The organism is Burkholderia sp. MSMB617WGS (assembly GCF_001532025.2).
GTDB classification, from domain to species: domain Bacteria; phylum Pseudomonadota; class Gammaproteobacteria; order Burkholderiales; family Burkholderiaceae; genus Burkholderia; species Burkholderia savannae.
The window spans coordinates 528,366-550,665 of record NZ_CP013457.1; the positions used below are offsets into that span (position 1 = coordinate 528,366).

A 22,300-nucleotide genomic window follows, 5' to 3' on the forward strand; every position below is an offset into this window, starting at 1 on the left:
GGGTGCAGGCCTAGGGGGAGCCGGCACCCTCAAAGCGAGGGGAATATGGGAAGTACTATTCCCCTTCGTGCGCACCCGGTTGCCCCTTCGGCGAAAGACGCCGAATATGGCTCGGGGCTTATTCCACATTTTAGGATGTGGAACTTGTCGACGCGGCTTTCGGGGATGCGTCGGTGGCTGGTGCGGCGTTTTGTTCCGTTGTAGGTTCGTTCACGCTGCTCGGCACGGGAGTGGTGGTGGGTGCTGCCTGAGGCTCAGATGGCAGCCGTGCCGCTTTCACATCGCTATCGGTCGCTGCGGCGACGTTCGACGAAGAGTCGCTCGCGGGGATGGGCTCCGCGACGAGGCCTGGTTTCGATGCGTCGGATGCCTCGTTTTTCTGGACGGCGGTCGTCACGGGTACGGCGAGGGGAGCAGGGACCGGGGTCTGAGCCGCAGTTGGCTCGACCGACAGCAACGGGGTGCTATTTGGCACCGGGGTGCTCATTACTTGCGGCTTCACGACATCTCCTGGCTTTGCCGCCGATGCGTTCGAGACAGGCGGTGTCGCGAGCGCGTCTGCTTCAACGGCGGCCGTGTGATGGAGAACCGGCGCTTGCGTTGGCTCGGCTAGGGAGGCGCTCGGATCGACAGGCGCAGTCGTGATCGTCGGTAACGATGCGGGTAGCCCCGCAGGTGCCGGTACCATCGCTGGCACGGCGGAAACGATCGGCGCTGCGGATGGCTCCAGAACGGGGACCATCTGCGCGGCGGAATCGACTGGCAACGCAACATGCGCAGAGGCGCCAACGGCTTCGCGCGATGTGCTGACGCGCGCGGCCGTGATGGCGGCGGTCGCGTTGTGTCCCGCGACATCGAGTGGTGGTAAGCCTAGACGCTGGCGCACCAACGGATCGCGGTATTTTTCGTCGTCCACTACAATGGCTTCGACGTTGGCTGCTCCGTTGGAGCGCGCGAGCGGTGCCGTGGTGCCCGGGCAAAGATGACCGGTCGCCTCGACAGCGCGCCGATTGGCATCGCTCTGGCATAGCAGGGCGAGCGCGACATCCGTCAGCCCCATGGCCCGAAACTCGCGGGCGTCGAGGCGACGAACGCAAGCCTGATCGACCAGCGTTGTCCCACCTGTTGCGCCGAACCCGGGAAGCGACAATCCGATGCTGAGGGACCCCATGCACGTGTCCGACAGCGTCGTGGTTAAACCCGGCGCCTGAATGGTCGGGTTCGTCTTGATGGTCTGCGTGCCGGAATAGTTCACATTGTCGGTGGTCTGCGTGTTGTACGGGCTCGAGCCTGGGGTACCCACATCCTGGGCCGCGAGGGACGCCGCTGGCGATGAACTGGTGCCGTTTGACGGCAACGACACACTGACTTGAACGTTTGAATTCCCGCTGCCGCGCACCTGCGACGAACTGTTGCTCGTAGCGTCTCCTCCCTGCGCGTTGCCGCCGCGCGACGACGTTGTCGTGTTGATGTTGTTGAGGCTTGAGCCGCCCCCCTGACCAATCGACACGGAATTGGACGCGGACTGCGCACTCGAATTCGAGTTTGACGTCGTCTGGGCGTGCCCGCTGATCGTGGCCATCGCAAATACTGCCGCACACGCCACCTTGATCTTTTCGCTGTTCATACGATACTCCGGATTAGGTTAACCTCCCGACCCTAACAACCGAATCACTTCCCGGTTCCTGCTCTACCTACTTCTTTGCTTCCCCGAACTGTTTCCAGCCGTTGCCCAATTCGCTCCACGAATCGACCCAGTAACCTGAATCCCGATGAACACCTGCTTGCTCGGCAGGTTTGTTTTGCGATGGCGTTGGCTGTTCCCGCGAGATGGTCGTTTGAGTTTGGTCGTTTGGCGTTTGCAAAGACGATTGCGCATCGCCACCCATATTGCGGTCGACGCAATAAGCCGATGTCGCGGCAAGCGCTAGCGCGACGGCAATCAATGTCTGCTTCATGCCAACTCCTTAGGATGACAACAGAACCAATCGAGAGACCAGCGCTCGTGAGACGCTGGTCCCCAACGGAAGCGTCACTTACTGCTCGATATGGCGCTGGCGTTACCTTGGCTTCCGCCGGATGCAGACGGCAAGCCGGCGTAACCCGTGCTGTTGGCGCTGGAGGTATTGGTGTGGCCTGCGCCGGCGATCGTGGCGGAGCTGTTCTTCCCCGTCAGTGCGATTGCACCCGCATTCGCATTGCCCTTGTCGTTCGCGGTGGTGGCCGTGTACTTCCTCGCGCCGAGGACGATCGTTGCAGTGACGCCGCCGGATAGCGCATCGGCGTTTGCATTCGTGTCCTCGGTTGCTCCGCTGGCACCGGCGACACCGATCCCACCGCCGGCCGCGAATGCGCCCCCGTCTTTTCCAGAACCACTGGCGGTCGAAGTCGAGTTGTGCATTGCGGAGGCCGTAGCAGTCGAGCCTGCAGGCGTTGCTGTACTGTTTGCCGCCGATCCTGCAACGGACGTCGAGTTGCTGGTATAGCTTCCCGAGCCGATCAGTACCGATCCGGACACGCCGCCCGTGACGGATTGCGTTTGGCTCGAGGTGGTCGGCCCCGCCGTCGAAGCGGTCGAAAGCACTGCGACAGCCGTCGCCAAAATGACATTCGCTTTCATGACGATCCCTTATTTGAAGGACGATTGGTAAGAAGGGAGACTGAACCCGTTCTCCCTGATGGCCTAGTCAGGATTCAGCCTCCACTTCGCTACCTGATGTCGAGTTCCCGAAACGCGCCTTAGTAGTGACGGCTCATGCCGAGGGTCGACCATGCCTGCGCGCTTGCGTCGGCACCGCTCATGCCCTGCGCTTGCGCGTTGCCGTCGCCCTTGCCGCTCACCGAGGAGGTGTTCGTATGGCCGGCAAAGGAGATCGTGCCGCTGCCGGTCACGTTCTTGCTCGAGCCGGCGACAGCGCCAGCTGCGCCGAGGGCGGCACCTTCGTCGGTCGCGGTGAAGGTGCCTTTGCCATACACCGCCGCCGACGTTACGCCACCGCTGGTGGCGTCGCTCGACGAAGACGTGCCGGTACCGCTCGCGAATGCCGCACCCGACACCGCGAGTACTGCTGCTGCGATCAGAAGCTTCTTCATGGCATAACTCCTATGGCGTGAACGTGGATAAAAATGGAAGGCCGCACGCCATCGTCCTTCCACTTTCAAATTATGATTATTAATATCGAAACTAATTAAATTTCTTAATCAATTTGATTATGTGATTTTATGAAATTGATCTATAGAAATGGTGGGTAGATATCTGATCTTAAACCAAACGTTAATTCGTCAATGTCAGGCGCAATCGCATGCCAAATGGTTGTCCGATTCTATATGTTCGAACGAGTCTGTAAGGTGGCCGATAATATCGGTTGGAACAGGTGCGACTGCGGGCGGCTGCGAATTCTAAATGGTCCGGCTGGGTAGTATTTTTAGACGATGGTGAACTAAATTTTAGGGGGGCGAGTTGATGTAAAAAATCATTATGGAATGAAACTCCCATTGAAGGAAAATATTCTTCGCACATTTTATTGCGATCTCCATGGCAATCTCTCCCCCAGGGCTACTCTTTATGAATTGGGTCGTCCGTTATAGTTGGCTGGGATTTCGACTCGCCAAGCGATCAGCAAGGGACGTGCCAAATATCAAATTGAACGAGGCGCGAGAGGATAGGAGCTACCCGAAACGGGGAGAGCGCGATTTCCTTGATGCCCAGTCTCAAAAATGAAACATTGCAAGTAGGCTAGGTTAAGAAAATTGCCTTCAGTTGATATGAGAAAAGACAAGCGGAACCTGAGCCGATGCCGTTTCTAGCAAGCTGCGGTTTCTCAATTGTGTGCTGTCTCAATTTTGATGCATGTAATGGTTAGATACATCATAACTTACTATGGATTGCCAATCTGGCGCGAAATAATCGACCTGGCTTTAGCTCTTAAAGGTTAAAAAAATGCGCGCTTCTGAAGGGGGACGCGTTACCTCCGTCGTGTTTTGTGGGATATCCCGTGGCGCCAGCTTTTGAAACATGTAAACAGTTTCCAATTTTTTCTCCTACAGGGGAGTGATGGCGGTTTACGTGTTTCCCCCCCCGTTGGGCGAGCTGATGGATGCGGCTGTGAATAGGCGTGAATTTCGATCGGAACAATCGGGTTGCGAGACTGTGCTCGAAGATCGAGCGGCTTGGCTAACGCGCGACGGCACATCACATGGCATCTTTTTCGCTTTTCGCTGGATGTCATCAGTCTCGAGAAAGTGACGGGCGAGCGCTCAGATTCTTGGTGTAAGTGCGACGCAAGGTCATGAGGATGATTGTGAGCCGATGTTTCCGGCTCGGATGTCTCAAGCTGTACGCGTTGCACGCGCCGGAGGTGGAATGCATCTCGAAAGGCAAGGCACGCAAGCCGTACGAATTCGGCGTGAAGGTGTCGATCACGACGACGCACAAAGAAGGTCTGGTGGTAGGGGCGCGCTCGATGCCGGGCAATCCGTACGACGGACACACGCTGGCCGAAGCCTTGGAACAGGCAGCGATCCTGAGCGACGTTCAACCGGAAATTGCCGTGGTCGATCGCGGCTACAAGGGCGTCGCCGTCGATGGCGTGCAGGTCTATCACCCGGGTTTGCGGCGCGGCATTACACGCGGCCTGCGCGCCATGATCCGGCGCCGTAGCGCCATTGAGCCGGCCATCGGCCACATGAAGGCCGACGGCAAGCTCGATCGGAACTGGCTCAAAGGGGCGCTGGGCGACGCGATTCATGCGGTGCTGTGCGGCGCCGGCCATAACCTGCGGATGATCCTCAGGAAGCTGCGGCTTCTTTGCGCTCTGATTCTGGCGCGCGTCATTGGCGGGAACCTGATGATGACGGGCGGCGCGTAACGCCGTCGTCGTTCAAAGTGAATTGTTCAGGGCCGACTACGTATGTCTCGACATGGCAAGGCTGGCTGTACGTGGCATTCGTGATCGACGTGTTCGCCCGCCGTATTGTTGGCTGGCGGGTCAGCTCGTCGATGACCACGGACTTTGTTCTGGATGCACTTGAACAAGCGCTGTACGCCCGCCAACCGGGCGAGGACGGGACTTTGATTCATCATTCCGACAGGGGGTCTCAATACGTCAGCATTCGCTACAGCGAACGGCTGGCTGAGGCCGGCATCGAGCCCTCAGTCGGCAGCCGGGGCGACAGCTACGACAATGCGCTGGCCGAAACGATCAACGGCCTGTACAAGACGGAACTGATTCATCGGCGCGCCCCTTGGAAAACGAGGGAATCCGTCGAACTGGCAACGCTGGAATGGGTCGCCTGGTACAACCATCATCGGCTGATGGAACCGCTCGGCTATATCCCGCCCGCTGAAGCTGAGGCAAACTACTACAGACAACTCAGAAATGCCGCTGACGTGTCCGCATTAACTTAACCCAACCAGCCTCCACGATTCCCGGTGCGGTTCACTTCAGGCACTGGGCTGCTGGACAGGTTATCGGCTGGAACGTGTGGAATGGCCACAAGGAGAAGAGCGCACGCTATCGCTGTATCTGAAGCCGGTCAGCAAGGTCATGTACTGCGAGCAATGCGGTGCACGCTGCCAGCAGATCCACGAGACGACGGTTCGTCGAGTGCGCGATTTGCCGCTGTTCGAATACCGGGTGGTGCTGCACGTTCCCCGTCGCCGGGTCTGGTGCGAACACTGCGGCGGCCCGCGACTGGAGAAGCTGGCGTGGCTGGGCCGCTACCAGCGAGTGACGGAGCGGTTCGCCAAAGCCTGCGAGAAGCTGCTGCAGGCCGCCAGCGTGCAGGCGGTAGCGGCCTTTTACGATTTGGGCTGGCACACGGTCAAATCGATCGACAAGATGCGCTTGCGAGCGCGTGTGGCCGAGCCGGACTGGTCGGCGATCCGCTATCTGGCGATGGACGAGTTCGCGCTTCATAAGGGCCATCGCTACGCCACGGTGGTGGTTGATCCGATCGGCCGGCAGGTGCTCTGGGTCGGGCCCGGACGTTCACGCGAAACGGCGCGAGCCTTCTTCGAACAACTCCCTGAAGGCGTGGCCGAGCGCATCGAAGCGGTCGCCATCGACATGACCACGGCCTATGAACTGGAGATCAAGGAACAGTGCCCGCAGGCGGAAATCGTCTTCGACCTGTACCACGTCGTGGCCAAGTACGGGCGCGAGGTGATCGATCGGGTACGGGTGGATCAGGCCAATCAACTCCGGCATGACAAGCCGGCGCGGAAGGTTCTGAAGTCCAGCCGCTGGCTGCTGCTGCGCAACCGTCATAACCTGAAACCCGAACAGGCCGTGCACTTGAAGGAGCTGCTGGCCGCCAATCAGTCGCTGTTATGCGTCTATGTGCTGCGCGACGAACTCAAACGGCTCTGGTTCTACCGCAAGCCGGCCTGGGCGGAAAAGGCCTGGGAGCAATGGATCGAACAGGCTCAGCAAAGCGGGATCGCCGCCTTGCAAAAGTTCGCCGAGCGCTTGCAGGGTTACTGGCACGGAATCGTGGCCCGCTGCCGCCATCCGCTCAATACCAGCATCGTTGAAGGCATCAACAATACGATCAAGGTCATCAAGCGCAGGGCCTACGGGTACCGTGACGAGGAGTACTTCTTCCTCAAGATCCGCGCCGCGTTCCCCGGAATTCCGCGATGAACCTTTTTTATACGTTGTCCAATAAGCCGACGGGCTATTCGTTCTATGCGCCGCCTTTTTTTATCTTAGGCATGCTGCTTTACAGATTTCGCGAGCATATTAGGCTGAACTGGCTAATTGCTATTGCCTTGGTCATCACCTATTTGCTAACGCATTCATCGGCGATTGCCCAGCCACTGTTCTACATTGCCTTCGTCTACGTCCTGCTACTGACCAGCGTCACAAAGACGCTGTGGCGCTTCGCGCCGCGCAATGACTACTCGTACGGAATCTATCTCTGGGCATTCCCTGTACAGCAAGTCATCGCGTCGCGCCATCCGTATCTCGACAATCTAATCAGTCTCTTGATCTCGGTTCCGGTCACGTTACTACTGGCAATGGCCTCATGGCATTTGATAGAGCGGCCCATCCTCACGTTGCTTCGCGCAAAATTCAAGCAGGAGACGATTCGATCACGGCCGGAGCATTTGATTGCGCGCTAGTTTCATTAGGAAATGGAAGTAGCTCGACGCGATTCGTTAATAGGCCAAGTACCGCGGTGATCCGTTCGAAATGAAAAGCCCGGCATCCCCCGGGCTCCCCACGATCAAGGCAACGAAATCGTCAAATTAGCGGACTCCGGCCCGACCTTGATGACCTGCGAATAAGGCGCGAGCGCTCGCACCGTGCTGCCCTTCAGGTACGTATTGAGCCCGACGAACGCGAGCAATCCGACGAGCGTGAACACCGCTCCGATCGCCCACAGCGGCACCTCGCGCTTGAGCCGATGCGAGATCTGGTCCGGCAGCGGCCAATGCGGCGCGAACGGCGCGCGCTTGCCCTTCATGTTCGCGATTTCGTCGCCGAGCCGCGCGGTCAGATACGCGAGCTTCTCCGGTCCTTCGAGCAGGTACTTGCCCTGAAACCCGAGCAGCAGGCACATGTGGAACACCTCGAGCGATTGCAGCCGCGCCGCGCCCTGCGCACGACATTCTTCGAGGTACTGATAGAACTTCTCTCCCGCGAGCTGCTCGCCGAACAGCACGAGCTGAAGCGGCCGGCGTTCCCAGTCCGCGCGGATCTTGAACTGCGACGACAACACCGATTCGTCGATCGCCGCGCAAAACGCGAACTTCGCCGCATACACGTCGTCGGCGGCGATGTTGAGCTTCTTCGCGCCGCGCTCGAAATCGCCGAGGAATTCCTGGATGCGCGTGCCGAACTCCGACGCGTTGCCGGGCTCGCGGCCGTTCTTCAGCAAGAACAGCATGAAGAAGCCGTCGTACAGCAGATCGAGGAGCGAGCGCGCCTGGAAGCCGGCGTCGGTCGACGACACCGTTTGCGGCGCGGGAGGCGGCGTGTTGCCGCCGAAGAGGGAGGGCGCGTAGCTCATGACGTGACGGCGATCAGTTCAAATTTGAGATCGTTGATTCCGGACGGCGCGTAGATCATCGCCGACTGGGCCTGCAGCATCCGCTCATAGAGCGGGCTGCGCGCATCGAGTGCGAAATAGCATGCGCCCGGGCGCACGGGAATCGCGGGCGGCACCTGCGGCGTGTACGAAAGGCGCACGCCCGGCATCGCGGACAGCACGAGCTTGTCGACGTCGTCCGGCGCGCCCACCTTGAAGCGCGCGGGCACGGCCTCGACGAGCTCGACCGACGGCATGTCGGCCGACACCGCGAGATAGAACGCGGTCTTGTCGTCGATCTTGCCGGAATCGAGCCGCCCGACGTGGAACGACGGCCGCACTTCCTCGAGCGTGATCGCGAAGTAGCGCGTCGAGATCACGGTTTCGAGCAGGTCGCGCAGGATCGTGTCGAGGCGCGCGAAGCCGGGGCCCGGATCGTCGTGCCGATAGGCGGGCAGATCGGCGAGCACGTAGCCCTTCGAAAACGTCATCAGTTGGCCGGCGAGGCGCAACAGCTCCTGGAACAGCCGCTCCGGATGCAGCGCCGAATGCTGATGCAGGTGCGCGAGCGCGGCGAACGCGGCGCTCGCCGTGTGCAGCAGCCAGAACGAGGCGATGTCGCCCGAGCGGAATTCGATGATGTTCTTCGTCGGCTCGCGATGAAAGCCGTACAGCGCGTTCACCTTCGCCTGCAGCGCGTCGATCAGTTGGCGCAGGCGCTGATGCAGGATCGGCGACGCCTCGATCGCGAGGCACGGCGGCACGAAGCTGTCGTCGATCTCGAAGCCGGACGTCGCGGTGCGGCGCACGCGCACGAGCGGAATCGACAGCAACTGATCGCGCGGCTCGCTGTGCGCAATCAGCTTGACGTTGGTCTTCAGGAACGTGATGTCGGCTTCGGCTGCATCGGTGAAGTGGTCTGCGACGCTCGCGCGATCGCTGACGAAGCGCGACACGAAGCCCGCGTCGCGGCTCTCCGCGTAGTTCGAGCCCGTCTCGCGCAGCGGGTGCAGCGCCAGGTAGAACGTGAATTCGTTGATGCCCTCGGGTAGCGTGTCGAGCGCGATGGGCGGCGGCAGCTCGTCGGCTTGCGGCGCCGAGTAGAGCGCGCCGTCCGGGAACACGAGCGACAGTTCGCTTGCGCGCAGCACGTTGCTGCCGAGCGCGTCGCGATCGAATCGCACCGAACGCACGCCCCAGTTGTACGGCTGGATCGCCTGAATCGATTCGAAGAGGCGCGCCTCGTGATACGCGTCCTGCCGCTGAAAGTGCTGCGGCCTCAGAAAGAGGCCTTCCCCCCAGAGCACCTTGGCCGAATAACTCATGTCAAATCCGCTTAAATGTGATTGGGCCGTTGGTCGGTTAATTCGCGCCGCATTCGGCGAGCGAATCGTTAATCTTTGTCAAATGACTTTTAAATGTCATCTCGAATTTCATCCGCAGTTCACCGACGAGAGCAAGTCGAGCCGCTCGGTCGGCATGCCTTGCTGCGAAGGAATGACGGTGCCGCCCGTCACGGTCATCGCGCAATTGTGCAGGCCGATGATTATGCCGGATTTCTCGGATTTCGCAGGATCGAAAGTCAGCTTCCAGCGCTGCAGCGCCGGGTCGCGAAAGAGTGCGACGACGCCGAACGCCTGCGCTTCGCGCGACACCTTTTCGGTCGCGTTATAGCGCTGTCCGGGAATCAGCGTGATTTCGCGCACGCTCAGCAGATCGGCGCCGAGCGCGGTCTTTTCCTTCGCCGGATCGGTGAAGCTGTCGAACGGCGCCTGCTGGAACGACGTCGGATCTTTCAGCGCGTAGAGGCGCACGACGAGCGCGAGCGGGCGGCTGTCGTTCGCGGCGTTGAGGTTCGGCGCCGCGTAGAGCGTCAGGCCGAGATTGCGCGGCGGCTTCTGCGAATCGGGCACGTCGGGCTTGCCGACGCCCACCATCTGCAGCGCGGCGCTGCCCGCCGAGCCGAGGAGCGGCACGGCGGCCGCGCAGCCGCCGAGCAGGATGCAGGCGGCGAGCGGCAGCGCGTAACGAGTCACAAGCGGATTCATCGATTTTTCCGGGCGCGGCGCCCTTCGTTCCCTGTCAAAACTATCAGTTGCTTTGCCGATTTGGCGGCACAAAAATTCTGCCTCTTCAAATGCCCGACGGATCGCGATCAATGCCGCGACATTCGGAAAAATTTTCCACTGAATGGGCAAAATAGAATTGCTTTGCGGCAATAATTGCATTGGAAGCGGTACACGTGCGATTCCCCGAGCGTGCGCGGCCGTGTCGGGCGGCGCGCTGCGCGGCTTTTAAAACGGCCGCCCTTCACGCGAACATTGAATTATGAAAAATTGATCGGTACTATACCCGCGCGCTTGTAGCAAAGCAAAATCACGAATTCTCAACGATTTAAAACTCCCGCGCCGGGGATATAAACGATGAAAGACCGTCTCTTCGCAAAATTTTCTGGGGTAGTGTTGGCCTGCGGCATCATCGCCGGTTGCGCGTCGCAGCCGACGCCGCCGACGGCCGAAGCGTTCAACAAGTCGTTGGCGGATGCCGACGCGGTGGCGAAGGCAGGCGATCAGGACCGCGCGATCGGTCTCTACCAGCAACTCGCGAAATCCGATCCGACGCGCGAAGAGCCGTGGTCGCGGATCGCGCAGATCCAGTTCCAGCAGGGTCACTACGGTCAGGCGATCGTCGCCGCACAGGAAGCGTTGCAGCGCGACAAGACCGACCGTCAGGCGAAGAGCGTGCTCGCCGTTGCGGGCCTGCGCATCGCGACCGAATCGCTCGGCGAGCTGCGTCAGGATTCGTCGCTCGCGGGCGACGCGAAGTCGGACGCGCAAGCGCTCGCGAAGCAGTTGCGCGATACGCTCGGCGAGGCCGCGCTGTTCCCGCCCGAGCAGCAGCTGACGAAGCCCGTCGTGAAAAAGCGCCGTATCGTGCGCCGCGCGAAGCCCGTGCACGAGGCCGCGCCGGTCGAGAACGCGACGGCGGCAGCGCCCACGGCGCCCGCCGCCCCCGCCGCGCCCGTCGCGCCTCCTGCCACCACGTCGGCGCCCGCCAAGGCGGCGGGCGGCGATCCGTTCAGCGCGCTGCGTTAAGCCGCCGCGCTCGATCCACACACCAAACGGGAGCCGTCGATGGCGAAGAAAGAAAGCATTCAAAAGCGCTTGCAGAAAGTGCGGCCGCCCCGCGTCCAACTGACGTACGAAGTCGAACGGGGCGACGCGATCGAGATCAAGGAACTGCCGTTCGTCGTCGGGGTCGTCGGCGATCTGGCCGGGCAGTCGGAAGTCGAGCAGCCGAAGCTGCGCGATCGCAAGTTCGTCAACATCGACCGCGACAACTTCGACGACGTGATGAAGGCGATCGAGCCGCGCGCGACGTTCCAGGTGGAGAACCGCCTGAGCGACGCGGGCGGCAAGTTCGCGGTCGATCTGAAGTTTCGATCGATCAACGATTTCAATCCGGACGAGGTCGTCGGGCAGGTCGAGCCGCTGCGCCGCCTGCTCGAGGCGCGCTCGAAGCTCGCCGACTTGCGCAACAAGCTCGCCGGCAACGACAAGCTCGAAGATCTGCTGAGCGAGGTGCTGTCGAACACGCAGCAGCTCGAAGCGCTGAAGAAGAGCGCGGACGGCGGCGATAAGCAGGGCGAATGAGTAACGGGGTGGCGATATGAACCAGCAAACGGCTGCGGCCCAATCGACCGGCGCTCAAGCCGGCACGGAATCCACGCTGCTCGACGAGATCGTCGAGAAGAGCAAGGTTGCGAAATCCGAATCCGAGCATGCGCGCGCGAAGGACCTGATCGGCGAGCTCGTCAATCAGGTGCTCGACGGCACGGTGGTCGTATCGGACAACCTGTCGGCGACGATCGACGCGCGCGTCGCGGAGCTCGACCGCCTGATCTCGTCGCAGCTCTCGGCCGTGATGCATGCGGCCGAGTTCCAGCGTCTCGAGAGCACGTGGCGCGGGCTCGATTATCTGGTGAAGGAAAGCAACACCGGCTCGACGATCAAGATCAAGGCACTGCACGCGCCGAAGCGCGATCTCGTGCGCGACTTCAAGAACGCGACCGAGTTCGATCAGAGCGCGCTCTTCAAGAAGGTGTACGAAGAAGAGTTCGGCACGTTCGGCGGCTCGCCGTTCGGCGTGCTGGTGGGCGACTACGAGATCTCGCGCCAGCCGGAAGACCAGTATTTCATCGAGCAGATGTCGCACGTCGCGGCGGCCGCGCACGCGCCGTTCGTCGCGTCGGCGGCGCCCGAGCTGCTTGGCCTCGAGTCGTTCGCGGATCTCGGCAAGCCGCGCGATCTCGGCAAGGTGTTCGACACCGTCGAGTACGCGAAGTGGAAGTCGTTCCGCGATTCCGAGGATTCGCGCTACGTCGGCCTCACGCTGCCGCGTTTCCTCGGCCGCCTGCCGTTCAATCCGAAGGACGGCGCGATCGCGGAGAGCTTCAACTTCGTCGAGGACGTCGACGGCACCGATCACGACAAGTACCTGTGGTGCAACGCCTCCTGGGCGTTCGCGGCGCGCCTGACGGCCGCGTTCGACGACTTCGGCTGGTGCGCGGCGATTCGCGGCGTCGAGGGCGGCGGCCTGGTCGAGGATCTGCCGACGCATACGTTCAAGACGGACGACGGCGAAATCGCGCTCAAGTGCCCGACCGAAATCGCGATCACCGACCGCCGCGAGAAGGAGCTGAGCGACCTCGGCTTCATCCCGCTCGTGCATTGCAAGAATTCCGATTACGCCGCGTTCTTCGCCGCGCAGTCGGTGCAGAAACCAAAGAAATACAGCACCGACAGCGCCAATGCGAACGCCGTCCTGTCCGCTCAGCTGCAGTACATCTTCTCGGTATCGCGCATCGCGCATTATCTGAAGGCGATGATGCGCGACAAGATCGGCAGCTTCGCGTCCGCGCAGAACGTCGAGACGTTCCTCAATCGCTGGATCTCGCAGTACGTGTTGCTCGACGACGACGCGACCCAGGAACAGAAGGCGCAGTTCCCGCTGCGCGAAGCCTCCGTACAAGTGTCAGAGATTCCGGGCAAGCCGGGTGCGTATCGTTCGGTCGCGTTTCTGCGTCCGCACTTCCAGCTCGACGAATTGTCGATTTCTCTGCGCCTTGTCGCTGACTTGCCCAAACCGGCAAATTCATAAGCGAGCTGAGATCGCCCGGGCGGGCCGCCTGGGTAGGACGTTAAAACCACCTCTTTGGGGAGTCGAAAGACCATGTTACACATGCATCTGAAGTTCGGTAATCCGGCCATCAAGGGCGAGTCCGCGGACAAGGACCACGCCGGCTGGATCGAACTGAAATCCTGGGATCACTCGATCGTTCAGCCGCGTTCGGCAACCGCTTCGACCGCGGGCGGCCACACGTCGACGCGCTGCGAGCACGGCGACATGGTGTTCACGAAGGAAATCGATTCGTCGAGCCCGCTGCTGTATCAGCACGCGTCGGGCGGCACGACGTTCGACGAAGTGACGATCGATTTTCTGCGCGCGGACGGCGAGGGCGAGCGCGTGAAGTATCTCGAGATCAAGCTGAAGTACGTGATCATCTCGAGCATCGCGCCGAGCGTGCATAACGAGGGCCTGCCGATCGAGACCTTCTCGCTGAAGTATGCGGCGGTGCAGTGGAAGCAGACCCAGCAGAAGATCGGCGGCAACCAGGGCGGCAACACGCAGGGCGCCTGGAGCCTCACGAAGAACGACAAGACCTACGCGGTCTAAGTTCGATGCGGGAACGGGGCACGGCGCGTGCCCCGTTCCCGTTTTGCGTGGAGCCCGATGAAACGCTTCGAACCGAGCTTCCTCGACAAGCTGTTCGACGACGAACCGCATGTGCCGGCACCCGCCGCAATGCGGCAATTGTCGCTGGAAGAACTGAAGAACACGGTCGCGCGCGACGTCGAGGCGATCCTCAACACGCGCATCGCGCTGACCGAAGAAGACCTCGCCGCGCTGCCGGAATGCCAGCGTTCGGTGTTGACCTACGGGCTGAACGATTTCGCCGGCCTGAGCCTCGCGAGCCACTACGACCGCACGTTCATCTGCAAGTCGATTCAGCAGGCGATCACGCGGCACGAGCCGAGGCTGCAGCAGGTGTCGGTGACGTTCGAGCTGAACGAGCAGTCGACGAACGCGCTCTACTTCGCGATCCAGGCGCTGCTCGTCGTGCATCCCGCCGAGGAGCCGGTGACCTTCGATGCGATGCTGCAGCCGTCGACGTTGCAATATTCGGTGACGCGTTCGCGCGCCGCCAAGGTTTGAGCCGTGTCGCGTGAGCCGCCGGGCGCCGCGCGGCAGTGAGACGCCCGGCAAGAGGGCGTCAGGTTTCGGGGATCGTCGATGGAAGAGTTGTTGCCGTATTACGAGCGCGAACTGTCGTTTCTGCGGCGCTATTCGCTCGAATTCGCGAACCGGTACCCGAAGATCGCCGCGCACCTGTCGCAGACAGGCGAGCATTGCGAGGACCCGCACGTCGAGCGGATGATCGAATCGTTCGCGCTCCTCGGCGCGCGGATCAACAAGAAGCTCGACGATGAGTATCCCGAATTCACCGAAGCGCTCGTCGAAGTCCTCTATCCGCATTATCTGCGGCCGTTCCCGTCGTGCTCGATCGCGCAGTTCGGCGCGCCGCAGTCGTTCGCCGAACTGGCCGGGCCGCATGTCGTCGAGCGCGGCACCGAGCTGAGGAGCCGCGCGATTCGCGGCGTGCAATGCCGCTTTCGCACCGCGTACGACGTAACGCTTGCGCCGATCAGGCTCGCCGACGCGCGCTACGGATCGATCGCCGCGGCGCCCGTCACGACGCGGCTGCCCGGCAACGCGACGGGCGTGATCTCGATTGCGTTCGAATCGACGTCGCCGCAGCTCGATCTCGCCGCGCTGAAGCTCGGCACGGTGCGCGCGCATCTGCACGGCGAGCAGTCGTTCGTCGCCGCGCTTGCCGATTGCCTGTTCGCGCACGCGCTCGCGTTCTACGTCGAGCCCGAGCGCAGCGGCCGCTGGATTGCGCTCGACAAGGCGCCGTACGAGCACGCGGGTTTCGACGAGGCCGACGCGCTGATCGACTATCCGGCACGTTCGCATCCGGCGTATCGTCTGCTGACCGAATACTTCGCATTCCCGGACAAATTCAATTTCGTCGACTTCGACCTGGGCGCGCTGACGCGCCGCGCGGGCGGTTGCCGGCAACTGACGCTGCATGTCGTGCTGCGCGACGTGCGCAGCGATTCGCATGTCGCGCGGCTGCTCGATCTGCTGACCGCGAGCCACTTGCGGCTGTTTTGCACGCCGGTCGTCAACCTGTTCCGGCAGCACGGAGAGCCGATCCGGATCAGCCATCAGGCGGTGTCGTATCCGGTGATCGGCGATGCGCGCCGCGCGTTCGCGTATGAGGTGTATTCGATCGATTCCGTGCATCTCGTGCGGCAGCGCGCGGATCGCGAAACGGTTGTCGAATTCCGGCCGTTCTATTCGCTGCATCACGGCGAGGCCGCGCAGGCCGGCCACTACTGGTTCGCGCGCCGCAACGACGGCGTCGCGCGCAAGAGCCCCGGCTATGAGACCGAGATTTCGGTCGTCGACATCGATTTCGAGCCCGGCGCGCCGCAGACCGACACGCTGAGCCTCGAGCTCACCTGCACGAACCGCGACTTGCCGGCCTCGCTCGCGACGGGGCTCGACGGCGGCGATCTCTTCATCGACGGCGGCGAGCAGCCGGGCCCGATCGCGCTGCTGCGACGGCCCACGCCGAGCGCGCGCTTCGAGCGCGGCCGCGCCGCGCACTGGCGTCTCGTGTCGCATCTGGCGCTCAATCACGTGTCGCTCGCCGACGAAGGGCTCGCCGCGTTGAAGGAAGTGCTCGTGCTGTACGATCTGAGGCGATCCGCGGTGTCGACGCGCCACATCGACGGGATCGTCGGCATCGAGCAGAAAAGCGCCGTGCAGTGGCTGCCCGGCAAGCCGTTCGCGACGTTCGTGCGCGGCGTCGAGATTCGGCTCACGATCGACGACGAGCATTTCGTCGGCTCGAGCCTCGCGACATTCGTGCGGATGATCGATGCATTCTTCGGGCTGTACGTGCACCTCAACAGCTTTGTTCAACTGATCGTCGTGTCGAAGCGCACCGGCGAGGAGATCATGCGATGCGAACCGCGCAGCGGCGAATCGATCCTGGCGTAGTCGAGCGGCTGCTCGACGAGCCGCATCGCTTCGAGTTTTTTCAGGCGGTGCGGCTGCTCGAGACCTGGTTCGCGAAGCGCGATCCGCAGCGCCATGCGGCGAGCCGGCCGGGCGAGATCGTCGCGCGCCGGATCGGTTTTCGAAACACGCTGTCGCTCGGTTTTCCGCCAAGCGAGATCGAGCGCGCGCAGTCGTACGACGAAGCGGGCGACGCGCTGAAGGACGATGCGCAGCGCAACGCGGCGCTCGCGGCGGGCGCGCTGTCGCGCGTCGAGCTCACGCCGGCGTTCTTCGGGCTGCTGGGCGGCCAGGGCGCGCTGCCGCTGCATTACACCGAGCAGATCATCGCGCGCGAGCAGTTGAAGCGCGATCACGCGGCGCGTGCGTTCTTCGACGTCTTCTCGAACCGCGCGACCGCGTTGTTCTATGCGGCCTGGAAGAAATACCGGCTGCCGCTGCATTACGAGCTCGACCGCGACGAGCGCTATTTGCCGCTGCTGCTCGCGCTCGCGGGCGTCGCGAACGACGATGCGCGCTCGACCGTGCAGGAAGGCCGCGGCGCGCTGCTCGACGAGGCGATCGCGGGCTATGCGCTCGCCGCGCGGCATCGGCCCGTGTCGGCCGCGTATCTGCAGCGCACGCTGTCCGAGTATTTCCGCGTGCCGATCCGCATCGAGCAGTTCGTCGGCAAGTGGTACGACGTGCCGCCCGATCAGTTGAGCGTGCTCGGCGACGTGAACGTGACGCTCGGCGCGACGGCGCTCGTCGGCGAACGCGTGTGGCAGCGCGACATGCGCGCGCGGCTCGTCGTCGGCCCGCTGTCGAAACGCGACTACGAAGCGTTCCTGCCCGGCGAGGAGCGCGCGGTCGCGCTCGAGCGGATGCTGACGCTGCTCGCCGGCGTGACGCTCGAATACGAGGTGTCGCTCGTGCTGCGCCGCACGGAAGTCGGCGCGAGCATCCTCGGCGCGGGCGCGCGGCTCGGCTGGGACGCGTTCCTCTGCACGCGAGAAGCCGAGCGCGATCGCGCCGACGCGCGCTACGAGCTGCACGTTATTCATTGATAACAACGATCGAACCTGAGTGGACCGTAACCGATGAGCACGCCCCTGAAGACCCTGATCGCGAAACTGAATCCGGTGTGCCGGAAGGCCGCCGAGCGCGCCGCCAGCCACTGTTTCGCGCGCGGTCACTATGAAGTGGATCTCGAACACCTGTTTCTCGCGCTGCTCGACGAATCGACCGGCGACGTGCCGCTCGTGCTGCGCGCGAGCGGCGTCGATCCGCACGCGCTGCGCGCGGATCTCGAGCGCGAGCTCGACGGACTGAAGACAGGCAACACGCGTACGCCGGTGTTCTCGGTGCATCTGACGGAGCTGTTCGAGCAGGCGTGGCTGATCGCGTCGCTCGATTCGCAGATCGGCCGGATTCGTTCGGCCCACCTGCTGCTCGCGCTGCTGACGGGGCCCGATCTCGCGCAGTTCGCGCAGCGGATGTCGTCCCAGTTCGCGCGCGTGCGCGTCGACGACCTGAAGCACAAGTTCGACGAGATCACGGCGGGCTCGCCCGAAGCCGAGCCGCGGCACGCGGAGGCCGACGTCGCGGTGCCCGACGGCGCGGCGGCGAACGCGCCGCGCGGCCCGTCGAAGACGCCGGCGCTCGACACGTACACGACGAACCTCACGCAGCGCGCGCGCGAAGGCAAGATCGACCCCGTGATCGGCCGCGATGCGGAAATCCGCCAGGCGATCGACATCCTGATGCGCCGCCGGCAGAACAATCCGATCATGACGGGCGAGGCGGGTGTCGGCAAGACGGCCGTGGTCGAAGGGCTCGCGCTGCGCATCGCGGCCGACGACGTGCCGCCGCCGCTCTCCGGCGTCGCGCTGCACGTGCTCGACATGGGCCTGCTGCAGGCAGGCGCGAGCGTGAAGGGCGAGTTCGAGAATCGCCTGAAGAGCGTGATCGACGAGGTGAAGAAGAGCGCGCACCCGATCATCCTCTTCATCGACGAAGCGCACACGATCATCGGCGCGGGCGGGCAGGCAGGCCAGAACGACGCGGCGAATCTCCTGAAGCCGGCGCTTGCGCGCGGCGAGCTGCGCACGATCGCGGCGACGACATGGAGCGAATACAAGAAGTACTTCGAAAAGGATGCGGCGCTCGCGCGGCGATTCCAGGTCGTGAAGATCGAGGAGCCGAGCGAGCCGCTCGCCGCCGCGATGCTGCGCGGGATGGCGGGGCTGATGGAGAAGCACTTCAACGTGCGCATTCTCGACGACGCGATCACCGAGGCGGTGCGGTTGTCGCATCGCTACATCAGCGGCCGCCAGTTGCCGGACAAGGCGATCAGCGTGCTCGACACCGCATGCGCGAAGGTCGCGCTCGCGCACAGCGCGACGCCCGCCGCGATCGACGACACGAAGAAGCGCATCGAGCGGATCGATGCGGAGATCGCGGCGCTCGAGCGCGAAGCCGCGAGCGGCGCCGCGCACGACGAGCGCCTCGCCGCGCTGCGCGACGAGCGCGACGCCGATTCGACGGCGCTCGCCGATGACGAGGCGCGCTACGAAGAGGAGCGCGTGCTCGTCGCCGAAATCGGCGCATTGCGCGCCGAGCTCGACGCCGCGCGCGAGCCGTCCGCTGGCGGTAAGCCGGCGGACGCCGACGCGACGCGCGCAAAGCTCGCCGGGCGCGTCGATGCGTTGCGCGCGCTGCAGGGCAACCAGCCGATGGTGCCGCTGCAGGTCGATGGGCATGTCGTCGCGGAAATCGTCGCGTCTTGGACGGGCGTTCCGCTCGGCCGGATGGTGAAGGACGAAATCGAGACCGTGCTCAATCTGCGCGATCTGATCGGCGCGCGCGTGATCGGCCAGGACCACGCGCTCGACGCGATCGCGCAGCGCGTGCGCACCGCGACCGCGAACCTCGAGGACCCGAACAAGCCGCGCGGCGTGTTCCTGTTCGTCGGGCCGTCGGGCGTCGGCAAGACCGAGACCGCGCTCGCGCTCGCCGACGTGCTGTACGGCGGCGAGCGCAAGATGATCACGATCAACATGAGCGAGTATCAGGAGGCGCACAGCGTGTCGGGCCTGAAGGGCTCGCCGCCCGGTTACGTCGGCTATGGCGAGGGCGGCGTGCTGACGGAAGCGGTGCGCCGCAATCCGTATTCGGTCGTGCTGCTCGACGAAGTCGAGAAGGCGCATCCGGACGTGCTCGAAATGTTCTTCCAGGTGTTCGACAAGGGCGCGATGGACGACGCCGAAGGGCGCGAGATCGACTTCCGCAACACGCTGATCATCCTGACGTCGAACGTCGGCTCGTCGGCGGTGATGCAGGCGTGCCTGAACAAGACGCCGGAGGAGTTGCCCGACGCCGAGGCGCTCGCCGAGACGCTGCGCCCGCAGCTCTACAAGACGTTCAAGCCCGCGTTCCTTGGCCGGATGAAGGTGATTCCGTACTATCCGATTTCCGACGACGTGCTCGCCGAGATCATCGAGCTGAAGCTCGAACGCATCCGCCGCCGGATCGAGGCGAACCACAAGGCCGCGTTCGAGTGGGACGAGTCGCTCGTCGACGCCGTGCTCGCGCGCTGCACCGAAGTCGATTCGGGCGCGCGCAATGTCGATCACATTCTGAACGGCACGCTGCTGCCGGAGATCGCCGAGCACGTGCTGTCGCGGATCGCCGACGGCGAAGCGATCGCGCGCATCGCCGCGCGCGCGGCCGAGACGGGCGAATTCGAGTACGCGGTCGAGTAAGGCCGCCGCGCGGCGCGCGCGTCACGCGCCGCGCGTGTCTTCAAGCAACGATGGACGCCGCAACGCACTGACATAGCATTCGACCATGCCGATCAACCTCACCGAGCTGCTGACGCCGATCAGCGAAGCGTCGCCGTGCGGCGACGATCTCCTGTTCTCCGCCGAATTCGACGCGATCCAGCACGCGCGCAAGTTCGACGATCCGTCGCTCGACCAGGGCGAGTGGATCACCGACATCAAGGAAGCGGACTGGGGCTTCGTCGTCGAGCAATCGAGCGCGCTGTTGCGCGAACGCACCAAGGACCTGCGGCTCGCGGTGTGGCTGACCGAGGCGCTCGCGCTCGAGGACGGCATCGGCGGGCTCACGCAGGGCTACGAGCTGCTGGCGAGCCTTTGCCGGCAATTCTGGGATCACGTGCATCCGCTGCCGGACGGCGACGACGCCGAATACCGGCTCGGCAACGTCGCGTGGCTCGCCGGGCGCACCGCCGATCTGCTGCGCGCGGTGCCGCTCACCGACGGCGCGTCGAACGCGTTCAGCGAGCTCGACTGGGACGTCGCGCAGCACGTCGTGCAGGCGATCCGGCGCGACCCCGAGCAGGCGGACGAGATCGCGCGCGGCAAGCCGTCGGTCGAGCAGATCGAGGCGTCCAAGCGGATGACGTCCGTCGCGTTCTATGCGCGCCTGCTCGGCGAGCTGAACGCGTTCCGGACGGCGCTCGACGCGCTCGAGCAGGAGCTCGACCAGCGCGCGGGCGAGGCGGCGCCGAGCTTCAGGCAGGCGCGCGACGCGTACGAAACGGTCTACCGGCTCGCCGAGCGCTTCGCGAAAGAGCAGGGCTACTCGGCCGACGCGCAGCCGCAGGCCGGCGCGCAGAATGCGCCGGGCGCGCCGCCCGAGCGCGCGGAGCCGAGCTTCAGGACGCCGCTTTCCCAGGAGGAGCACGTGCAGAGACATGCGCCGTCAGCGCCCGCGCCGATCGTGATCGCCGGCATTCAGAATCGCGCGCAGGCGGTCGAGCAACTGCGCGCGGTCGCGAAGTATTTCCGTGGGACGGAGCCGCACAGCCCGGTTGCGTATCTCGCCGACAAGGCCGCCGAGTGGGCGGACATGCCGCTGCATCAGTGGCTCGCGTCGGTCGTCAAGGACGACGGCTCGCTCGCGCACATTCGCGAGCTGCTCGGGCTGAAGCCGGACGACAACGCGTGAGCGCGGGCCGGCGCGCGAAAAGCCGGCCCGCAAAAGAAAAAGCGACGGGAGGCTCGAAGGGGCCGTCCGTCGCTTTTTCATTGTGCCGTGCCGCGTGCCGCCGTAACGCCCGTACCATCACATGGATCACATGGCGAGCGCTTCGCCCGCCGCCGTTCGCGCCCGCGCCGCTTACTGCCCCGCGCGGAATTCGATCCGGCGGTTGCGCGCGCGGCCGTCGCTCGTGTCGTTCGACGCGATCGGCTGATCGGGGCCGACGCCCGTCGTCGTCAGTTGCTGCGACGCGATGCCCTTCGTCACCAGGTAGCCCTTCACCGCGTCCGCGCGCGCCTGGCTGAGCGCGATGTTCGACGCGCGGTTGCCCGAGTTGTCGGTGTGGCCGATGATCTCGACCGTGCGGTTCGTCATCTTCGCGAGCGCGCTCGCCATCTGATCGAGGATCGCACGGCCCTGCGGCGTGAGCGTCGCGCTGCCGGTCTCGAACTCGATCGTGCGGTTCGCGAGCGTCTGGTCGAGCAGGCCCTGCTCGGATGCGCTCACGCGCAGCCCGTTCTTGATCGTGTAGGTGGGGTTCAGCGCGTTCGCCATGTCGCTCGCGAGCTGCTGACGCTGCGCCTCGTTGTGGACTTCGCCCTTCACGTCGATCTGCGTGCCGTCGATCTTCAGCTGTCCTTTGCTGATCTGTTTCAGTTGCGGGCCGATCAGCTTCTGCACGTTCGCGGACCAGTTCGGCGGCGTTGCGACGTCGCCGACTTCGATCTGGTCGACGACGTTCGCGGCGCCGTAGGCGTCGCGCAGGCGCTGCAGCACGGCGGCCTTCGTCGCTTCGTCGGCGACCTTGCCGCCCGCGACGACCTGACCTGGCGCCGCGTTCGCGGGCGGCGGCGACGACACGGTCGCGCCGCCGCCCGCGCCGCTTGCCGCGGCGATGGCGGGTGCGGCGAGCGGCGTCGATCGTACGGGCACGCCGCCCGCGTCGATCGGCGTGACGGTCGCGGGGCCGACGTTGTCGGCGAGCGCCGCGCCGTTGAGCGCGCCGCCGAGCATGAGCGCGGCGAGCGCGAGCCTGAAGCGGGAGGAGGCGAGCGGCTTCGTCATTGCG

Annotated in this window: 19 protein-coding genes and 2 pseudogenes; 13 read left to right on the forward strand and 8 right to left on the reverse strand. The window is 63.8% G+C overall.

What is annotated here, in order from left to right:
- Nucleotides 1–130: 130 nt before the first annotated feature.
- From WT60_RS02685 to WT60_RS02700, 4 genes are all read right to left on the reverse strand, one after another.
- Nucleotides 131–1,627 (reverse strand): hypothetical protein, encoded by a 1,497-nt coding sequence (locus WT60_RS02685; RefSeq protein ID WP_082759386.1) that lies wholly within the window; start codon nt 1,625–1,627, stop codon nt 131–133.
- 67 nt (nt 1,628–1,694) lie between these two features.
- On the reverse strand, nt 1,695–1,958 hold the full coding sequence (locus WT60_RS02690) for a hypothetical protein (protein ID WP_082759387.1): 264 nt from the start codon (nt 1,956–1,958) through the stop codon (nt 1,695–1,697).
- A 74-nt stretch (nt 1,959–2,032) separates the two neighbouring features.
- Nucleotides 2,033–2,620 carry a hypothetical protein gene (locus tag WT60_RS02695; RefSeq protein WP_082759388.1) on the reverse strand — a complete coding sequence of 196 codons (588 nt, stop codon included), beginning with the start codon at nt 2,618–2,620 and terminating at the stop codon, nt 2,033–2,035.
- 119 nt (nt 2,621–2,739) lie between these two features.
- A complete protein-coding gene (locus WT60_RS02700; protein WP_060355948.1) occupies nt 2,740–3,093 on the reverse strand; it encodes a hypothetical protein in 354 nt (117 codons plus the stop codon).
- Nucleotides 3,094–4,331: 1,238 nt separating this feature from the next.
- Between WT60_RS02700 and WT60_RS02705 the strand changes: the two are divergent.
- The 4 genes and pseudogenes from WT60_RS02705 to WT60_RS02720 form a co-directional block, all read left to right on the forward strand.
- Nucleotides 4,332–4,868: pseudogene (locus tag WT60_RS02705) on the forward strand (transposase); the annotation flags it as partial.
- 38 nt (nt 4,869–4,906) lie between these two features.
- A pseudogene (locus tag WT60_RS02710) lies at nt 4,907–5,407 on the forward strand (IS3 family transposase); the annotation flags it as partial.
- Between the two features lie 43 nt (nt 5,408–5,450).
- Nucleotides 5,451–6,644 (forward strand): ISL3 family transposase, encoded by a 1,194-nt coding sequence (locus WT60_RS02715; protein ID WP_100185226.1) that lies wholly within the window; start codon nt 5,451–5,453, stop codon nt 6,642–6,644.
- On the forward strand, nt 6,641–7,126 hold the full coding sequence (locus tag WT60_RS02720) for a hypothetical protein (protein WP_145986716.1): 486 nt from the start codon (nt 6,641–6,643) through the stop codon (nt 7,124–7,126). Before WT60_RS02715 ends, WT60_RS02720 begins: the two co-directional genes overlap by 4 nt.
- 104 nt (nt 7,127–7,230) lie before the next feature.
- Here WT60_RS02720 and WT60_RS02725 read toward each other — a convergent pair whose 3' ends face one another.
- The 3 genes from WT60_RS02725 to tssJ form a co-directional block, all read right to left on the reverse strand.
- Entirely contained in the window at nt 7,231–8,016 is a 786-nt protein-coding gene (locus tag WT60_RS02725; RefSeq protein ID WP_038746362.1) for a DotU family type IV/VI secretion system protein, read from the reverse strand.
- On the reverse strand, nt 8,013–9,359 hold the full coding sequence (tssK, locus tag WT60_RS02730; protein WP_038746364.1) for a type VI secretion system baseplate subunit TssK: 1,347 nt from the start codon (nt 9,357–9,359) through the stop codon (nt 8,013–8,015). The genes WT60_RS02725 and tssK overlap by 4 nt, the downstream gene beginning before the upstream one ends.
- A 108-nt stretch (nt 9,360–9,467) precedes the next feature.
- Nucleotides 9,468–10,082: a type VI secretion system lipoprotein TssJ gene (gene tssJ, locus WT60_RS02735; RefSeq protein ID WP_038746367.1), complete on the reverse strand. Its 615-nt coding sequence runs from the start codon at nt 10,080–10,082 to the stop codon at nt 9,468–9,470.
- A gap of 375 nt (nt 10,083–10,457) precedes the next feature.
- Here tssJ and WT60_RS02740 point away from each other — a divergent pair, with 375 nt between their 5' ends.
- From WT60_RS02740 to tssA, 9 genes are all read left to right on the forward strand, one after another.
- A complete protein-coding gene (locus WT60_RS02740) occupies nt 10,458–11,129 on the forward strand; it encodes a tetratricopeptide repeat protein (RefSeq protein ID WP_052145047.1) in 672 nt (223 codons plus the stop codon).
- 39 nt (nt 11,130–11,168) lie between these two features.
- Entirely contained in the window at nt 11,169–11,687 is a 519-nt protein-coding gene (gene tssB / locus WT60_RS02745) for a type VI secretion system contractile sheath small subunit (RefSeq protein ID WP_038746373.1), read from the forward strand.
- A gap of 16 nt (nt 11,688–11,703) precedes the next feature.
- A complete protein-coding gene (tssC, locus tag WT60_RS02750; protein ID WP_038746376.1) occupies nt 11,704–13,194 on the forward strand; it encodes a type VI secretion system contractile sheath large subunit in 1,491 nt (496 codons plus the stop codon).
- A gap of 72 nt (nt 13,195–13,266) precedes the next feature.
- Complete coding sequence (locus WT60_RS02755; RefSeq protein WP_038746378.1) at nt 13,267–13,770, forward strand: type VI secretion system tube protein Hcp; 504 nt, start codon at nt 13,267–13,269, stop codon at nt 13,768–13,770.
- A 57-nt stretch (nt 13,771–13,827) separates the two neighbouring features.
- A complete protein-coding gene (gene tssE / locus WT60_RS02760; RefSeq protein WP_059642470.1) occupies nt 13,828–14,310 on the forward strand; it encodes a type VI secretion system baseplate subunit TssE in 483 nt (160 codons plus the stop codon).
- A 78-nt stretch (nt 14,311–14,388) separates the two neighbouring features.
- Nucleotides 14,389–16,227, forward strand: a complete 1,839-nt coding sequence (gene tssF, locus WT60_RS02765; RefSeq protein WP_060355141.1) for a type VI secretion system baseplate subunit TssF — start codon at nt 14,389–14,391, stop codon at nt 16,225–16,227.
- The gene (tssG, locus tag WT60_RS02770; protein WP_038746387.1) at nt 16,191–17,291 is read left to right on the forward strand and encodes a type VI secretion system baseplate subunit TssG; all 1,101 of its coding nucleotides are present in this window, start codon (nt 16,191–16,193) and stop codon (nt 17,289–17,291) included. Before tssF ends, tssG begins: the two co-directional genes overlap by 37 nt.
- A 33-nt stretch (nt 17,292–17,324) precedes the next feature.
- Nucleotides 17,325–19,988 carry a type VI secretion system ATPase TssH gene (gene tssH / locus WT60_RS02775; protein ID WP_060355140.1) on the forward strand — a complete coding sequence of 888 codons (2,664 nt, stop codon included), beginning with the start codon at nt 17,325–17,327 and terminating at the stop codon, nt 19,986–19,988.
- Nucleotides 19,989–20,073: 85 nt separating this feature from the next.
- A complete protein-coding gene (gene tssA / locus WT60_RS02780) occupies nt 20,074–21,198 on the forward strand; it encodes a type VI secretion system protein TssA (protein ID WP_059581624.1) in 1,125 nt (374 codons plus the stop codon).
- Between the two features lie 171 nt (nt 21,199–21,369).
- Here the strand turns inward: tssA and WT60_RS02785 are convergent, their stop codons facing one another.
- Nucleotides 21,370–22,296: an OmpA family protein gene (locus WT60_RS02785; RefSeq protein ID WP_038746397.1), complete on the reverse strand. Its 927-nt coding sequence runs from the start codon at nt 22,294–22,296 to the stop codon at nt 21,370–21,372.
- Nucleotides 22,297–22,300: the final 4 nt, after the last annotated feature.

Coding starts and splice junctions, on each gene's coding strand:
- WT60_RS02685 (WP_082759386.1), bottom strand. CDS start 1,627: ATGAACAGCGAAAAGATCAAGGTGGCGTGTGCGGCAGTATTTGCGATG.
- WT60_RS02690 (WP_082759387.1), bottom strand. CDS start 1,958: ATGAAGCAGACATTGATTGCCGTCGCGCTAGCGCTTGCCGCGACATCG.
- WT60_RS02695 (WP_082759388.1), bottom strand. CDS start 2,620: ATGAAAGCGAATGTCATTTTGGCGACGGCTGTCGCAGTGCTTTCGACC.
- WT60_RS02700 (WP_060355948.1), bottom strand. CDS start 3,093: ATGAAGAAGCTTCTGATCGCAGCAGCAGTACTCGCGGTGTCGGGTGCG.
- WT60_RS02720 (WP_145986716.1), top strand. CDS start 6,641: ATGAACCTTTTTTATACGTTGTCCAATAAGCCGACGGGCTATTCGTTC.
- WT60_RS02725 (WP_038746362.1), bottom strand. CDS start 8,016: ATGAGCTACGCGCCCTCCCTCTTCGGCGGCAACACGCCGCCTCCCGCG.
- tssK (WP_038746364.1), bottom strand. CDS start 9,359: ATGAGTTATTCGGCCAAGGTGCTCTGGGGGGAAGGCCTCTTTCTGAGG.
- tssJ (WP_038746367.1), bottom strand. CDS start 10,082: ATGAATCCGCTTGTGACTCGTTACGCGCTGCCGCTCGCCGCCTGCATC.
- WT60_RS02740 (WP_052145047.1), top strand. CDS start 10,458: ATGAAAGACCGTCTCTTCGCAAAATTTTCTGGGGTAGTGTTGGCCTGC.
- tssB (WP_038746373.1), top strand. CDS start 11,169: ATGGCGAAGAAAGAAAGCATTCAAAAGCGCTTGCAGAAAGTGCGGCCG.
- tssC (WP_038746376.1), top strand. CDS start 11,704: ATGAACCAGCAAACGGCTGCGGCCCAATCGACCGGCGCTCAAGCCGGC.
- WT60_RS02755 (WP_038746378.1), top strand. CDS start 13,267: ATGTTACACATGCATCTGAAGTTCGGTAATCCGGCCATCAAGGGCGAG.
- tssE (WP_059642470.1), top strand. CDS start 13,828: ATGAAACGCTTCGAACCGAGCTTCCTCGACAAGCTGTTCGACGACGAA.
- tssF (WP_060355141.1), top strand. CDS start 14,389: ATGGAAGAGTTGTTGCCGTATTACGAGCGCGAACTGTCGTTTCTGCGG.
- tssG (WP_038746387.1), top strand. CDS start 16,191: ATGCGAACCGCGCAGCGGCGAATCGATCCTGGCGTAGTCGAGCGGCTG.
- tssH (WP_060355140.1), top strand. CDS start 17,325: ATGAGCACGCCCCTGAAGACCCTGATCGCGAAACTGAATCCGGTGTGC.
- tssA (WP_059581624.1), top strand. CDS start 20,074: ATGCCGATCAACCTCACCGAGCTGCTGACGCCGATCAGCGAAGCGTCG.
- WT60_RS02785 (WP_038746397.1), bottom strand. CDS start 22,296: ATGACGAAGCCGCTCGCCTCCTCCCGCTTCAGGCTCGCGCTCGCCGCG.